We start from the raw sequence: 14,812 nt of genomic DNA on the forward strand, positions 1-14,812 counted from the left end.
AGGCACTCGGCCTCGGGGTCCCCTAGACTATATCAACGTTTTCATGCTGTCCTAGCACGAATTCGAATTCGAGACTACTGACTCTTCCATTGCGACGCCAATTCCTGCTCGCTCTTTCCTGTGAGTTCTTGCCAAATCTCGCTCGAATAGCGCCCCTCCCGCGCGGACGCATTGAGTTTGGGGAGGAGGGTGCCGGAGGGGGCGTGCGTCCGAATGACCCAGTCGATGAAGTTTGCCGAGACGCGGTAGCTGGCGTCGTGCTTTGCCTTGGATAAAGCCTCCTTGCTCAGCAATGCTCCTTTGGATTGCGGCTCGTAAAGGAACCAGCGGATGTAATCGGGAATCCCCTCGACGATCCAGCCAGGCGTCGGTTCTCGCCGAGCTCCGCGATTGCGACGGCCTTGGTAGCTTTGCACCACATGCACCATCTCATGAACCACCGCGCCTCGGGCCTCGCGATTCTTTTCTCGATTCATCCATCCTGCATTGAGCGAAATGGTCCCCCCTTGGGCGTAGGCAGGAATGCCTTCCATCTTGGCGCTCGGTAGATACCGAAATGTTACCTTTTTGGGTGCCGTAAATCCTTCGCTCGGGAGCATCGCGACAATTCTTGGATACCATTCCAAAATGACAGGCTTCAATTCGGTCTCTGTCCAAACCGCTAGCTCTGGGGCCGCGGTGACATCGATGACGTATTGATAGTCTCCGTCCGACGAAGGAAAGGCAATCGACTGCCTCTCGGGTGCAACAATACGTTCCGGCGAGTCGCTTCCTTTGGCGATGAAGTCGATTTCGCTGAAGAACGTGTGGGCGAAAGGATCGTTGTCTGCCGTCGGCTGGATTTCCAAGAGCCAATAGCGATAGGAGCCGAGCGAACCGGAGTCATCGGTCACACGACTGGCGTGTTGGCCACCCGCCCCGCGCCGAGTCCGAGTATCTACCTCTGCCATTCGCTTCCATCCCTGTTGCTCCGGGGATTGATCGGCATCCAATCGATCCCATACAAACCCCTTGCCTTCCCCCGTTGCGGCATAGAGCGTGAATCGCTGTGGTGCCCGCGACGTCGGATGCCACGAATACGTAACGACCTCCGCGATCTCCTGGGTTGCACCCAGGTCAGCGGCCAAACACCCGCCGGAGCCACCCGTTGCGAAGAAGCAGTTCTCGCGAGGGGAGTCCTCGGTTTGAGGTATCTGGCCATCCACCAATGCTGGCGTGCCGCTCGAGTTCCCGTCCAAACGACCTCGAACGACCGCCCACGTCGCTTTCATCCCGAGATCGTTTACTGCAGGTCGCTTGATCCGTTCGAACTCGAAGAATTGGCTTTCGATCGATTGCTCCGTATCCACTCGCACTTGAGCGACCAGCGATGGTGCAAGCATCAGAGCAATCCAAAAACTAAAAACGGGGACCTGAACTTGTCGAACCGAGCGTAAGTGGCGCAAATTGGTTTTGGTGATCATGTTAGAAAGCGGTGCGAGGAGTTGGTAAGGAAGGTTGATTCTAGTATCCTGCTCCTGCTGATCCATTCCTTTTCTCGCAAGGATTCCGATGTCTTTTCCACTTCAGACAGACATTCTTCTCGTCGGCGCAGGTCCTATTGGGATTGAACTGGCGGTAGCGCTCCAGCGAAACAAATTCGACTACGTTCATATCGAGTCTGGAGTGGTCGCATCCACGATCGCATGGTACGCCCCAGGAACACCTATCTTTAGCTCGCCGGATCGCATCGCTCTCGCTGGAATCCCATTTCAAACCTACCCGCATGGGAAAGCGACTCGCGAGGATTATTTGAACTATTTGCGGGGTGTCGTTCTCTCGGAAAATCTCGCGATCCATCAAGGCAAACGGCTTGTCTCCGCAAAGCGAACTGCGGAGGGATTCTTGTGCCGTGTGGTTGAGACTCGAACGGGCGTTGGAGGCCCGTCCTACCGTTCACTCGAGGATGGGTTCGCAGGAGAGGAGGTCTTAGTGTCCTGCCGACGCATCGTTCTCGCCATTGGAGATATGCATCATCCACGCCAATTGGGAATCGAGGGAGAAGACCGCGCCAACGTTTCTCACTTCATGCCAGACATCCATGAACTCTTTGGCAAACAGGTCGTGATTGTCGGAGCCAAGAACTCTGCCGCGGAGGCTGTGGTCCGTTTGGCTCGCATCAATCGCCAGCTGACGGTCGTGCATCGCGGAGAAGGCTTCAGCCCGGAAAGAGTGAAGCCTTGGCTGCTTCCCGAGATCCGAAGCTTGATAGCAGACGGACGAGTGGAGTTTTATCCCTTTACCGACGTGAAAGAGATTGAGCCCAGATTGTTGCGATTGCAGAATCGGCAAAACCAAACGGAAACATCGATTCCGTATGAGCACCTACTGCTTCTGACAGGTTACGATCAAGACCCCAGTCTATTTGAGCGATTGGGCCTCGAACTCAATGGCGTGAATCTTCAGCCCAAGCTCGATCCTCGGACGATGGAGTCGAGCATTCCTGGAGTCTATGTGGCGGGAACGGCGACTGCTGGTTCCCAGAGAGGGGGCGTGAAGGTCTTTATCGAGAACTGCCATGTCCATGTGGCAAAGATTCTCGCCCATCTGAGTGGAGCGGTTCCCGCATCCACTCTTGCAGTTGATCGAGAGGAGATACACCGAGAGCTATAGCGAGTAATACCGAGAGCTATCGCGAGTAACCTCTTCAGTCTCTGGGTTTTGCTATTCCGTCAACATGATGTTGCGGAACTGAACCTTCATCGGTGGTCCAGCGTGCACTTGCAAAGCGATGATGCCTTCGCTCGCTCGCTTTGCGGTTTCTCCATCTTGCAGTTCGGACATCAAAACGTCGTTGATGTAGTGCTGCAGTTTGTTTCCTTTGGCGACGATTCGGTATTTGTTCCAGTCACCGAACTTGATCTTGTCGAGGAGAGCGTTGGCATCGCCGCAAGTCCCGACTTTGCTCTTAGCTCCTTTGTCGTCTACCGAAACGATATCACCGCGTTCGACGAGAATCCCGCGTCCTCGTTCTTCGTAGTTGATCCCCATGTATCGCTTGTTCGCGTCAATGTCGGCTTGATAGCCACCGACGATGAACTTCTCTTTGTCCATCAGCTTGCTGCGATATTGGATTCCCGAGTTTCCACCATCGATGCGAAACTCGAGGGTTAGTTCGAAGTCGGAGACCTTTTTGTCCGAGACGAGGAACGTGTTGTTCTTCAACGGATTTTCGGCCGTGTTCGTGCCGGTGATCGCGCCATCTTCGACTTTCCAGTTCTCGCTCAAGCCCGACCATCCCTTGAGCGTTTTGCCATCGAACAAGCTAACTGGTTGTTTGGCAGATTCCTGTGCGAGGGAGATCACGCTGGATGCTGCGAGTGCCGTCCAAGCCAGTATGGTGAGAAGGGTTTTCCAAGTGTGCGCCATGATTAATCAACTTCTTCTGAGGAAAGGAGGGTGAATCTGACCTTGGTCGCTCGGTCGTCAGAAACGGAAAGGACCTTTGCCTGCACGCGTTCATCGAAATCGATGACATCGCCTGCGACCAGCATGCGTTCAGCTTTATGCAATAGTAATCCAGAGACTGTATCCACGTCAGCATCTTCAAACTGAATTCCCAAGCGGGCTTCCAAATCGTCGACAGCAGTCGATCCGAGGACGATGAAGTTTCCTGGTCCGTCGGGGACGATCTCGGGTTCCACCACATCGAATTCGTCTGCGACATCGCCGATGATCTCTTCCATGACGTTCTCGAGGGTGACGATCCCGATGATGGTGCCATATTCGTCGACGACGAAGGCCATGTGCTGGTGGGTCCCTTGGAAGTGCCTTAGCAATTTGCTGATCGGCATGTTTTCAGGGACCTTCTTGGGAGGTCGCATGATCTTCTTCCAGTCGAACCCGTCCTCAAGCTCCGTGGCGACGATGTCTTTGACGTGAAGAACTCCGATCACTTCATCGAGAGAGCTATCGCAAATCGGATAACGGGTGTGCTGGGTCCTCTGGATCATTTTCAGAGTTTCCGCCGTCGGTTCATGGATATCGATGAAGTCGATATCGGCTCGCGCGACCATGATGCGTCGGCAGACCAAGTCGTCGAACTCAAATACAGCGTTGATGAGGCTATGCTCGCTGCGGGTCAAGCTCCCGTGCACGTGGGCTTCTCGGAGCAAAGCCCGTATCTCTTCTTCGTTGTAGGGAATCCCTCCGCTCTCTTGCGAATTGACCCCCAACAAACGTAGGAGGGCTGTCGTCGTAATATTTAACGACTGCATCAACGGGTAGCTAGCGATGTAGAACCACTGCAGAGGAACGGCGCAGGCGAGAAGCATCGATTCGGGTTTGCGAATGGCGAAAATTTTCGGAGCCTGCTCACCGATGACCAGATGCAATGCGGTGACGAAGGTAAAGGAGAGGGCGAACGCGACTGCGTGGAGGGCTGCATCCGACGTTATCCCAATCGCCTTGATCGGTGTTTCTAACAGCGCTGCAAAGGCCGGTTCCCCTACACGACCGAGCGCGAGCGACGCCATGGTGATACCCAACTGGCAAGCCGACAAAGATTGCTCCAATCGGAGGGCCAGCCATCGGGCAGTTTTAGAAAAAAGCTTCTTCGATACAACAAGCTGTTCGATGCGACCAAGGCGAACTTTGACCAGGGCAAACTCAGCTGCGACGAAGAATCCATTGACTGCAACGAGAATCAACGCGATGACGACAGATCCGAGATCTGGGAACCACTCAGGCATTCGTTAGTACTGCAATCCTCACACGGTATCGAACAATCACGCACGACCATCCAGCTCCACCTTGAAGCCGGGATAGCAGAGCCATGCGGTCTTCCTAGTTCGCAACGCAAGACCGAACGGTATCTTACCCCAGAATGAGGCTTCCTGCTGGGGTTTGGTCGGAATTGCACTCGATTCCCCCGGCAAGAAACTCGCAAACCGACTTGCTCACCTCTCTTCTCGAAAAATTGCTCTCCATTTTGTTCGCGTTGTGCGGGTCCTGTGGCATCTTTCGACATCCCTCCCTCCCATTCTGTCCGACGGAACCGCAGTTATGACCCACACCCCGTTGTTGCATCGTATTGATCGCGTGATCCAATCGAGCCCCCACGCCCCCCGCCGTAAAGTCTTCCTAGAAAGTGCCCCAGGGCGGATCGTCCTGCGAGGAAAAGTCGATTCGTTTTACCAAAAGCAAATGATCCAGGAATCGCTGCGAGGCATCGAAGGTGTTGAGCGGATTTGCAACCAATTGGAAGTCGAAGAGCCTCGATAGCTCAAGTTCCAGCTCTTAGGGTTGGCGAGGAATAATCCAGGCGCTCGGGTGCTGCTCTAGACCGACATGCGGATAATACGACGTCGCCTTGGGAGCCGACAGCAATAGGAGCGTGGTCCCCAAACCCGCCGCTGCGTGGCTTCGTCGCAACAACTCCTTGCCGATCCCCCGCTTCTGATAGGCTTCGTCGACCGCCAAGTCAGATAGGTAAGTGCAATACGCAAAATCGGTGATCGCGCGGGCGACGCCGACGAGCAATCCCGCCGGGGCGCGAGCCGTCACGATCACTTGCGCGTGACGCAGCATCTTTTCGATGGTCTCAAGCTGATCGACCGGTCTTCGCTGGTCCAGCGTCGAGCGTCTCAGGCAATCGATAAACTCCGTCGCGCTGAGATCGGGCTCGATCGCAAAGACGATCGCGCTGCGGCTGGATGTATCCATAGGAACAATTGAGTAACGGACGAGCGGAAGGAAAACGGATGCCCGTGCTGGCCTACACCAACCTCACGGCTGGGTAGAAACAGCAGCTTGTGTGGTCGCTCGCTGAGGCACGGAGAAAAAAGCTAAGACCAACGCGATAACCAACATGCCGCACGCGACGGCAAACGGGGCTCCCTGCCATACCGGGGAACGGTCCGGATGGACCGACCAAGCAAAGACGGTGGCGTAAAGCGACGGCCCGATCAGACCGGCAATCCCCATCATCGAACTGTTCGCACCCGATAAACGTCCCTGCTCCGATGGCCCCAGTCGTGTGGACATAACCCCATTGATAGATGCTTGAAAGAATCCCATCAACGCGAACAGAATTGTGCACCAATAAAACGTTGTTCCGTCGCGCGCGAACGTGTAGGCAGCGAAACCAATGATCCCGCCGGTCAAACCGACGAAGACCAGCTTCCGCTCGCCGAACCGCCGAATCGCGGGTCGGATCAAGCCCCCTTGGACGATCATATTGAGGATCCCGACCGTTCCGAGCGAGAGTCCGATTTGCCATGGCTCCCAACCAAAGTGCGTATCGGTGTAAAGAACAAAGACGTTTTGAAATGCCAAGTGTGAGAGCTGGTAGAACAAGAGGATGATGGCCATTGGCAACAACCCCGGCTTAGAACGTAGCAGTTGAAGGGAGCCGAGCGGATTGGCTCGCTTCCAACTGAAGGCAGTCCGTTTTTCCTTGGGCAACGACTCGGGCAAAACAAAGTAACCGTAAAACCCGTTCGCCAATGTCAGGACAGCCGAAGCCCAAAAGGGAAGCCGCAGATCGATCGATCCGAGCATTCCACCCACCGCCGGACCGAGGACAAACCCGATTCCGAACGCCGCGCCGAATAAACCAAACGCCGCCGTTCGACGCTCAGGCGGAGTGACGTCGGCGAGATAAGCCTGCGCTGTCGAGAAGCTCGCTGCCGTCATCCCGGTGATAATCCGACCGATCAACAACCAAGTCAAATTGGGAGCTAGCGCGAGCAAAACGAAGTCCAGACCCAAACCGAATGTCGACACCAATAGCACCGGACGTCGGCCATAGCGGTCCGAGAGCGCACCAATGATGGGGGAGCAAAAAAATTGCATCAACGCCCATAGCGTTCCGAAAAGCCCGATATAGAACGCAGCCATCGACTCGTCGCCACCGACAAGCTCTTTGATCAACTTTTGAAGAACCGGAATGATCAGCCCCAACGAAAGAACGTCGAGGATCACTGTGATCATGATGAAGGCGATCGCAGCTTGACGAGGCGGTTTGGTTACCTCCATCGTCGATGGTTCGGAAGGGTTGGGAGAATCGGACATTCGATGGTTGGTTATGGTTGGTTGGCGGCCAGCTTGGCTCGCGCGGAGGCGAGAAGCGAGCGGAAGACCGCAGTCTGTTGCTTCATGGCAGCGACTTTGTCTTCGGGATTGGAGTGCGCTTCGAGCAACACCCATCCTTGGTAATTCGCTCGCAGCAGCAGTTCGAACAACTCGGCGTAAGGGTAATCGCCATCGTCGAGTTTGCGGACATGTGTTGTATCTCCCAAGCGCGATTTCACCATTCCAAAATGGGTCGCTAGGCCGGGCGAAACCAAATCTTCTTGATTGCTGTTCCAGCAGACGGCCGCGTTGGGATGCTCCGCAACTTGAAAAATGTCCCGAATCACATCCAATCGACTGGTATTCGAGCCGTGCACCTCCAATCGGATTTGCTGACCATATCCCTCTCCATAGGCTGCGAGTTCCTGTAGCGCCTTGCCGATCTGCTCGATGGTCTTTTCTTTAGGAACACCCGCCGCGAATCCGTTCGGTTTCACTTTCACCCCACTCCCCCCACAATCGTGCATGAGGTGGATGAGCTCTTTGGTCTGCTCGACATTCTTCTTGACCACAGCCGGGTCGGCCGAATGGAATTCGCAATTGGAACCGTAACCGATCAACTCGATCCCGCTGTCCGCAAACCGCTTTTTCACGTCGGCCCGTTCAAGCTTCGTCAGCGCAGGTTCGACCCGGTGCCGATGCTCGGTCCGCAGTTCGACTCCTCCCATTTCAGCCGTCTGGCAAGCTGAAATGACGGTGGGCAGGTCCATATCCTTACCCCACTGGTAGGTCACCAGCCCAAATCGCAGCGTATTCGCGTGAGAAACGGAAGGACTCGGTGCACTTTGAGCCAAGAGCCGGGAATTAGGCCCGCTGATGACGAGCCCGGCGATCGCTAAGGAACCACCGGATAGGATTTGACGACGGTCCATCCTGAAGCGGGATCGGAGAGATGATTGTGAGGACATCAGGTGTTGCCTTTTTGGATACAGGTGTGCTCGAATCGAGACAGGGATCTGCAGGATAACTCGGAAATTCGCAAGTGTTTCACACAGGATCCGGGTACAAACCACACTCGGCGAGTACTATAATACCTGGATCCCCGCGGAGGACCTAGCATAGGTTCTCCCATCCTCCCCGCCTTCAATTTGGTCAACCGTCAGTCCGCCTCGATCATGGCACACCCTTTAGGATCCATTAACCGGCCTTCAGGATCCATAAGTCGACCTGAGATCGATGGATCGGAAAAGGAATGGGTGGCTGTGTTTAGTAAAGCCCAATCGAATTTCTCAACAGGAGAGTAGGTCATAATGCGATGTCTCGGTAATCCGCTTGGTCGTCGAGGTTTTCTCACCGTGGGTGCTCTGGGAGGGCTCGGCCTCTCGATGGGTGATCTCTTCCGTTTGCGAGCCCAGGCCGACCAGAAGCACTACGACTTTATCGATGCCAAGGCGGACAGTGTCATTCACATCTTCCTGCCCGGCGGTATCGCACACCAAGAAACCTTCGATCCGAAGCCCTATAGCCCTCTCGAATATCGGGGGGAACTCGGAACCATCAAAACAAAAACTGGCGACGTCTTTTGCGAAACCTTGCCCAGGCTCTCTTCGCTGTCGGATCGCTTGACCGTCATCCGTTCGATGACCCACGGCGAAGCAGCCCACGAGCGTGGGACGCACAACATGTTCACCGGCTACAAACCCTCGCCGGCCCTCGTTTTTCCTAGCTTCGGTTCAGTCATTAGTCACGAATACGGCCCCAAGAATAACTTGCCTCCGTATGTCGCGATCCCTAACTCCGCCAACGAGTACGCCGGTACCGGTTATTTGAGCTCGTCCTTTGGCCCGTTTAGCTTGGGAGCCGACCCAGCGAACAAGGGGTTCCGCGTCCAAGATCTCAATTTGCCTAACGGTGTGGATATGACTCGCTTCGAGCGACGTCGCACCGCATTGGAAGCGGTCAACATGCACTTCCAAAAGAAGCAAAGCGCCGACGCGATCAACGCGATGGACACGTTCTACCAACGAGCCTATTCCCTCATCAGCAGCGAGAAGGCTCGCGAGGCATTCAACATCGAAGCGGAAGACAACGGGCTCCGCGATAAGTACGGACGCAATGCAGCGGGCCAGCGCCTTCTTATGGCTCGACGCTTGGTCGAAGCCGGCGTGCGGTTCGTCACCGTGACCTACGGCGGCTGGGATATGCACAACCAAATTTCCGCTGGGATGCGCCGGGATACGCCGCCACTGGATCAAGCCATCGGGACGTTGATCGAGGACCTCGAGTCGCGCGGGCTTCTCTCCCGCACCTTGATCATGGTCAGCAGCGAATTCGGAAGAACGCCGAAGATCAATAATGAAGCGGGTCGCGATCACTGGCCCAAAGTCTTCTCGGTCATGCTCGCCGGCGGTGGCGTAAAGGGTGGGCTCGTCTACGGCTCATCCGATGCCACGGCGACCGAACCCGAGTTCGATCCGGTTTCCCCGGAAGATCTCGCGACCACCATGTACCACTTGCTCGGAATCGTTGCAGACAAAGAGTTGATGGCACCGGGCGACCGTCCCATCGAGATTTGCGACGGCGGAAAAGTTCTCACCGATATCCTTGCCTAATTGGCTTCCATGGACTCCACGATGAAAATGAATCTTTGGCGCAACCTGCTTGTTGGGTTCGGTCTAGCGTCCGCAGGTGTGTTTTGCGCTGATCCGGCTCGGGCTAGCCATCCAGACGCGAATGTCCTGTCCCTTTCCGGAATCCAGCGAGGAACCTCAGCCGAGGTCACTATCTCGGGTGCTAGGCTCGGGGATGCAAAGGCCCTGCTGTTCTACTCGCCAGGCTTGACGGCAACAAACATCACCAAGGTGGATGCGAATGTGATCAAAGCCACGATCGCAGCGGATGCCAACGTGACGCCTGACTTGCATCCTTTCCGGGTCGTAACCGACACCGGAATCAGCAATCTTCGACTGTTCAACGTTTCTGCGATGCCCAGTGTTGCAGAAGCGGAACCGAACAACGAATTCGTCAAGCCCCAGCCTATTCCTGTCGGTTCCACCATCGATGGTGTCGTGCTGAGCGAAGACGTCGATTACTTCGAAGTCGAACTCAAGCAGGGGCAAACGCTTCATGTGGAAATAGAAGGCCTTCGGCACGCCTATCTCAACGACTTCTTCGATCCTTACATCGCCATTTACGATGACAAGCGATTCGAGATTGCGTCGAGCGACGATTCGGTCTTCCTTCAACAGGATTGCTTGGCCTCCATCGTGGCGCCACGCGACGGCAAGTACATTATCGAAGTGCGCGAAAGCAGTTTCGGAGGCAATGATCGCTCCCGTTATCGATTGCATGTGGGCGGGTTCCCTCGCCCCGTAGCGATGGTCCCCAGCGGAGGTCGCCCGGGCGAGAAGCTTGAGGTCACCTGCATTGATAATCTTGGCAACTCTTGGAAAGAAACGTTCCAACTGCCGAACGAGCCAACCGAGGCATTCAAGGTTTGGTCGCAACGCGATGGGGTGATTGCCCCTTCTCCGAATTACCTTCGAGTCGTCGACGTCCCCAATGTTCTGGAATCGGAGCCAAACGACGACCACAACAAGATTGAGATCGTTAGCTCGGTTCCTGCTGCGTTCAACGGGCTCTTGGAAACGGAGAAAGATCGGGATTTCTGGGTGTTCGAAGCCAAAAAAGATCAGCAACTAGAGATCCGTGTTCACGCACGCTCCCCCATCCGCTCGCAAGTCGATTCGGTTCTGCAGGTCTGGAAAGTCGGAGGAGGGGCCTTGGCTGGTAATGATGATTCGGGCGGCCCCGATAGCTACCTACAATTCAAAGTGCCCGAGGATGGCAAATACGCGGTTTGCGTCTATGACCACTTGGGACGCTTTGGAAAGCAGTTCGCATATCGCGCTGAAGTTCTCCTGCAAACGCCGACCGTCGAAACGACGATCACCGAGCAAGAGCGATATGTTGCACAGACGGTAGCAGTTCCACGCGGCGGAAGGATGGCCATTTTGGTCAACGTCGCACGTCGGTTCGTAGGCGGAGAAGCGAAGATCGAGGCCCTCGATCTTCCACCCGGTCTAACCCATTTGGAAACCAAATGCGATGCCGATTTAGGAAACGTTCAAATGCTGTTCCGAGCGGACGCGAATGCGGCGAACGCAGGGAAAATCGTCGACTTTATCGCTTCGATCCAAGCCTCTCCTGAACAGAAGATCACCGGCGGACTTCGTCAGCGATCCATGTTGGTCCGAGGCCAAAACAATGTGGACGTCTGGGGCCAAACGGACCACCGATTACCTGTTGCCTTGATCGATCCAGCCCCATTCGATGTGGCTGTGGTCGAACCTCAGGTTCCCTTGGTTCGCAATGGATCCCTTCCGCTCACGATCAACATTAAGAGAAACGAAGGATTCGATAAGCCGGTGACGGTGAGACTCCTCAACGCCCCGCCCGGTATCGGAGCTTCCACCGTTACGATCCCGGGTGACAAATCCTCGATCGAGATGCCTCTCACCGCCAACAACGGTGCTGCGATACGGAAATGGCCATTGATCGTTCTCGCGACAACCGACAACGGATACGGCCCGATTGTTCTGGCGAGCGAGTTCTTTCACATCGATGTGACTGAACCGTTGTTCGAGTTCAAATTTGCCAAGACGATGGCGGAGCAAGGAAAACCTGCAGACGTGATCTTGGGGGCGAAATTGAAACGACCTGTTGAAGGTAAAGTCGAAATCGAGATCTTGGGGGTACCACCAGGCACCACCGCCGTCGCTGCGAAACAAGAGCTTGCACCGGACGCAGAGCGTCTCGCCTTCACGCTGCAGATCCCACCCGAAACGCGAGCCGGCAACTACAAGACGATTGTCTATCGAGGCACGGTCACGACGGACAAAGGGGTGATCACGCAAGTCAATGGCAACTCGGAAATCCAAATCGACGTTCCGATCGCACCTCCCGCATCGACCACGGCGACAACCGCTGCTGCAGCTCCGCCTCCACCGACCGACAAGCCGTTGACTCGGTTGGAGCAACTGAAGCAGCAACGAGGTCGCTAGATCCTCAAATCATTTAGAGTTTAAAACCCTTCCTTCCTCGGAAAGCCTTCCCTCCTCGGAAAGGCTGTGCAACGGTCGGGGCCTCGCGCCCCGCCAAAGCGTCTCCAGCAGCAGTTCACCTTCAGGCCACCCACCCTATGAACAACTCGTTCTTTCGCACAGCTCCTTGGGCGAACTCCCTTTTGCTGATCGGTGTTTCCGGAGCCCTCGCTAGCGCGGCCATCGCTCAGGAAAGCACGCCAGCCCCCGCTCCGACACCCGAAGCCCCTGCTCCTGCCGCGGTACCTGCCGCGGCTCCTGCACCTGCCGCGGCCGCCGCACCGCAGCCGGCATGGAAGTCGATCGCCGTTTACCCACCCGTTATCAAACTCAGCGCGAAGAGCGACACGCAACACGTTATCGCTGTTGCCACCCGCGAAGATGGGGTAACCCAAGACGTCACTCGATTGGCCGAGTGGAAATTTTCCGCCGACACGGTCGCGGACTGGAAAGACTTTGTTCTCACCCCTAAAGGAGATGGATCGACCGAAATCACCGCGACTTGGAACGGTCACACGGCAAAGGCCGCAATCGAGTCGACTAACTCCTCCCAAGTTCGACCGATCAGCTTCGAACGAGATGTGATGCCCGTCTTGACCAAAGTTGGCTGCAACACGGGCTCTTGCCATGGTGCGGCTCGCGGAAAAGATGGCTTCCGACTCAGCCTCTTCGGATACGATCCCGTCGGCGATTACCAACGTATCACTCGCGAAATCGGTATCCGTCGCATCAATCTGGCGGTACCCGATCAAAGCCTGTTGCTCCTGAAAGCAACCGGTGCCGTTCAGCACTCCGGTGGTAAAAAGGTTGAGCCGGGTAGCAAGCACTACGACACCATTTTGACTTGGCTCAAGAACGGTGCCCCTGCCGATGCAGCACGCTCACCCATCGTCACCCAAGTGGATATTTATCCCAACCAAGCGGTGATTGAGGGTGAAGGGCAGATGCAACAGTTGGTCGCCGTCGCGACCTATGCCGATGGTGTCCAACGTGACGTTTGGGATTTGGCTAGCTTCACCACCAACAACGAACGGAGCGCGGCCGTCGATGCCGATGGCAATGTAAAGAGCGGAGTGCGAGGTGAAGCGTTTGTCATGGCACGCTTCGATACCCACACAGTTGGATCGCAAATCTTGGCCTTGCCCGAGAATATCGCCTACAAAGCTCCCGACCAATACGGCAACTATATCGATTCACTGGTCAAGGCAAAGCTGCAGAAGCTTCGACTCCCTGAAAGTGCTATCTGCACCGATGAGGAATTCGTACGTCGAACCACTCTCGATATCACCGGTCTCTTGCCGACCGAAGAAGAGACGGTGGCCTTCGTGCAGGACGCTACGCCGGACAAGCGAAGCAAGTGGATCGATAACTTGCTCGATCGAAAAGAGTTCAGCGAGATCTGGGCGATGAAGTGGTCCGATCTCCTCATGATCAAGAGCAACAATCAAGTCAGCTACAAGGCGGCTTATCTCTATTACAACTGGCTCACCAATAAGATCGCTTCCAATACCCCGATCGATCAGATCGTTCGGGAACTGATCACCGCGACCGGTGGCACGTTTCAAAATCCAGCTACGAACTTCTACCAAGTCGAGTTGGATCGATTGAAGCTCTCCGAAAATGTCGCACAAGTCTTCATGGGAATTCGAACTCAATGCGCCCAATGCCATAACCATCCATTCGATCGATGGACAATGGATGACTACTACGGATTCACCGCCTTCTTCTCCCAAATCGGTCGTAAACAAAGCGAAGACTATCGACAGCTCCTCGTATTCAATAGCGGTGGAGGAGAAGTCAACCACCCGGTGGGGGGCGCCGTGGTCAAACCGAAGTTTCTAGGGGGTGATGTTCCCGACGTAGCAGGTAAAGATCGTCGCGAAGTCTTGGCTCAGTGGCTGACAAGCGAGAAGAACCCGTTCTTCGCGAAAAGTGTCGCGAACCGTATTTGGGCTCACTACACGGGTGTCGGGATCGTTAGTCCAGTCGATGATTTCCGCGCTAGCAACCCGCCGAGCAACCCCGAACTGCTCGACGAGCTTGCAAGGAAGTTGGTCGAATACAAATACGACATCAAAAAGCTGGTTCGCGACATTTGCAACTCGCAAACCTACCAGCGTTCTTGCACCCCCGTCGAAGGGAACGAACTGGACGACCGGAACTACTCGCACGCCGCCGTTCGCCGTGTTCCTGCGGAGAGTTTGCTCGACTGCATTTCGCAAGCTACGAATACAAAGGACAAATTCCGAGGATTGCCTATCGGAGCCCGCGCGGTGCAGATCGCAGATGGAGCCACCAGCAACTACTTCCTCACCTCCTTTGGTCGTAGCCAGCGGACTACCGTTTGCGCGGACGAAGCCACGACCGATCCTTCGCTGTCACAAGCCCTGCACTTGATCAATGGTCAAACCACCGGTGGAAAGATCAACCAAGGGGGACTGCTGAAGACTTGGAAGGAGCAAGGACTCACACAAGAGCAGATCATCGAAAAGATTTATATGCGTTGCGTGAGCCGAAAGCCCACCGAAGAGGAAAGAGCCACTTTGGTGAAAGCCATCGCGGAAGCGCCGAATGCGGACCAAGGACTCCAGGACATATTCTGGGCGATCCTCAACAGCCGTGAGTTCATTTTCAATCACTAGTTTGATGCACAGCAC

General features: G+C 55.4%; 11 protein-coding genes. 5 read left to right on the forward strand and 6 right to left on the reverse strand.

Going from position 1 to position 14,812, the window contains the following annotated elements; translation table 11 throughout:
- Nucleotides 1-74: 74 nt before the first annotated feature.
- The gene (locus SH467x_RS11030) at nucleotides 75-1,382 is read right to left on the reverse strand and encodes a basic secretory protein-like protein (protein WP_482371325.1); all 1,308 of its coding nucleotides are present in this window, start codon (nucleotides 1,380-1,382) and stop codon (nucleotides 75-77) included.
- A gap of 169 nt (nucleotides 1,383-1,551) precedes the next feature.
- Here SH467x_RS11030 and SH467x_RS11035 point away from each other — a divergent pair, with 169 nt between their 5' ends.
- A complete protein-coding gene (locus SH467x_RS11035; RefSeq protein WP_482367173.1) occupies nucleotides 1,552-2,652 on the forward strand; it encodes an NAD(P)-binding domain-containing protein in 1,101 nt (366 codons plus the stop codon).
- Between the two features lie 51 nt (nucleotides 2,653-2,703).
- Here the strand turns inward: SH467x_RS11035 and SH467x_RS11040 are convergent, their stop codons facing one another.
- Nucleotides 2,704-3,408, reverse strand: a complete 705-nt coding sequence (locus tag SH467x_RS11040) for a 3-keto-disaccharide hydrolase (RefSeq protein ID WP_482367174.1) — start codon at nucleotides 3,406-3,408, stop codon at nucleotides 2,704-2,706.
- A gap of 2 nt (nucleotides 3,409-3,410) precedes the next feature.
- Nucleotides 3,411-4,730: a hemolysin family protein gene (locus SH467x_RS11045; RefSeq protein WP_482367175.1), complete on the reverse strand. Its 1,320-nt coding sequence runs from the start codon at nucleotides 4,728-4,730 to the stop codon at nucleotides 3,411-3,413.
- A 313-nt stretch (nucleotides 4,731-5,043) separates the two neighbouring features.
- Here SH467x_RS11045 and SH467x_RS11050 point away from each other — a divergent pair, with 313 nt between their 5' ends.
- The gene (locus tag SH467x_RS11050; RefSeq protein WP_482367176.1) at nucleotides 5,044-5,262 is read left to right on the forward strand and encodes a BON domain-containing protein; all 219 of its coding nucleotides are present in this window, start codon (nucleotides 5,044-5,046) and stop codon (nucleotides 5,260-5,262) included.
- Between the two features lie 15 nt (nucleotides 5,263-5,277).
- On the opposite strand, the gene SH467x_RS11055 is transcribed toward SH467x_RS11050, so the two are convergent.
- The 3 genes from SH467x_RS11055 to SH467x_RS11065 all read right to left on the reverse strand — a co-directional run bounded on the left by SH467x_RS11055 (nucleotide 5,278) and on the right by SH467x_RS11065 (nucleotide 7,985).
- A complete protein-coding gene (locus SH467x_RS11055; protein ID WP_482367177.1) occupies nucleotides 5,278-5,703 on the reverse strand; it encodes a GNAT family N-acetyltransferase in 426 nt (141 codons plus the stop codon).
- A 63-nt stretch (nucleotides 5,704-5,766) separates the two neighbouring features.
- A complete protein-coding gene (locus SH467x_RS11060; protein WP_482367178.1) occupies nucleotides 5,767-7,053 on the reverse strand; it encodes a TCR/Tet family MFS transporter in 1,287 nt (428 codons plus the stop codon).
- Between the two features lie 11 nt (nucleotides 7,054-7,064).
- Nucleotides 7,065-7,985 (reverse strand): sugar phosphate isomerase/epimerase family protein, encoded by a 921-nt coding sequence (locus SH467x_RS11065; RefSeq protein ID WP_482367179.1) that lies wholly within the window; start codon nucleotides 7,983-7,985, stop codon nucleotides 7,065-7,067.
- A gap of 378 nt (nucleotides 7,986-8,363) precedes the next feature.
- Here SH467x_RS11065 and SH467x_RS11070 point away from each other — a divergent pair, with 378 nt between their 5' ends.
- The 3 genes from SH467x_RS11070 to SH467x_RS11080 all read left to right on the forward strand — a co-directional run bounded on the left by SH467x_RS11070 (nucleotide 8,364) and on the right by SH467x_RS11080 (nucleotide 14,797).
- Nucleotides 8,364-9,665: a DUF1501 domain-containing protein gene (locus SH467x_RS11070; protein WP_482367180.1), complete on the forward strand. Its 1,302-nt coding sequence runs from the start codon at nucleotides 8,364-8,366 to the stop codon at nucleotides 9,663-9,665.
- Between the two features lie 21 nt (nucleotides 9,666-9,686).
- Nucleotides 9,687-12,116 (forward strand): PPC domain-containing protein, encoded by a 2,430-nt coding sequence (locus SH467x_RS11075; protein WP_482367181.1) that lies wholly within the window; start codon nucleotides 9,687-9,689, stop codon nucleotides 12,114-12,116.
- 137 nt (nucleotides 12,117-12,253) lie between these two features.
- Nucleotides 12,254-14,797 (forward strand): DUF1549 domain-containing protein, encoded by a 2,544-nt coding sequence (locus SH467x_RS11080; protein ID WP_482367182.1) that lies wholly within the window; start codon nucleotides 12,254-12,256, stop codon nucleotides 14,795-14,797.
- Nucleotides 14,798-14,812 lie beyond the last annotated feature (15 nt).

Source organism: Brakhagea slesvicensis, assembly GCF_052161625.1.
GTDB lineage: Bacteria > Planctomycetota > Planctomycetia > Pirellulales > Pirellulaceae > JBKCUI01.

Bases quoted from the DNA above. Each gene is read 5' to 3' on its own strand.
- SH467x_RS11035 (WP_482367173.1), top strand. From the start codon at position 1,552: ATGTCTTTTCCACTTCAGACAGACATTCTTCTCGTCGGCGCAGGTCCT.
- SH467x_RS11030 (WP_482371325.1), bottom strand. From the start codon at position 1,382: ATGCTTGCACCATCGCTGGTCGCTCAAGTGCGAGTGGATACGGAGCAA.
- SH467x_RS11055 (WP_482367177.1), bottom strand. From the start codon at position 5,703: ATGGATACATCCAGCCGCAGCGCGATCGTCTTTGCGATCGAGCCCGAT.
- SH467x_RS11080 (WP_482367182.1), top strand. From the start codon at position 12,254: ATGAACAACTCGTTCTTTCGCACAGCTCCTTGGGCGAACTCCCTTTTG.
- SH467x_RS11040 (WP_482367174.1), bottom strand. From the start codon at position 3,408: ATGGCGCACACTTGGAAAACCCTTCTCACCATACTGGCTTGGACGGCA.
- SH467x_RS11050 (WP_482367176.1), top strand. From the start codon at position 5,044: ATGACCCACACCCCGTTGTTGCATCGTATTGATCGCGTGATCCAATCG.
- SH467x_RS11070 (WP_482367180.1), top strand. From the start codon at position 8,364: ATGCGATGTCTCGGTAATCCGCTTGGTCGTCGAGGTTTTCTCACCGTG.
- SH467x_RS11060 (WP_482367178.1), bottom strand. From the start codon at position 7,053: ATGTCCGATTCTCCCAACCCTTCCGAACCATCGACGATGGAGGTAACC.
- SH467x_RS11065 (WP_482367179.1), bottom strand. From the start codon at position 7,985: ATGGACCGTCGTCAAATCCTATCCGGTGGTTCCTTAGCGATCGCCGGG.
- SH467x_RS11045 (WP_482367175.1), bottom strand. From the start codon at position 4,730: ATGCCTGAGTGGTTCCCAGATCTCGGATCTGTCGTCATCGCGTTGATT.
- SH467x_RS11075 (WP_482367181.1), top strand. From the start codon at position 9,687: ATGAAAATGAATCTTTGGCGCAACCTGCTTGTTGGGTTCGGTCTAGCG.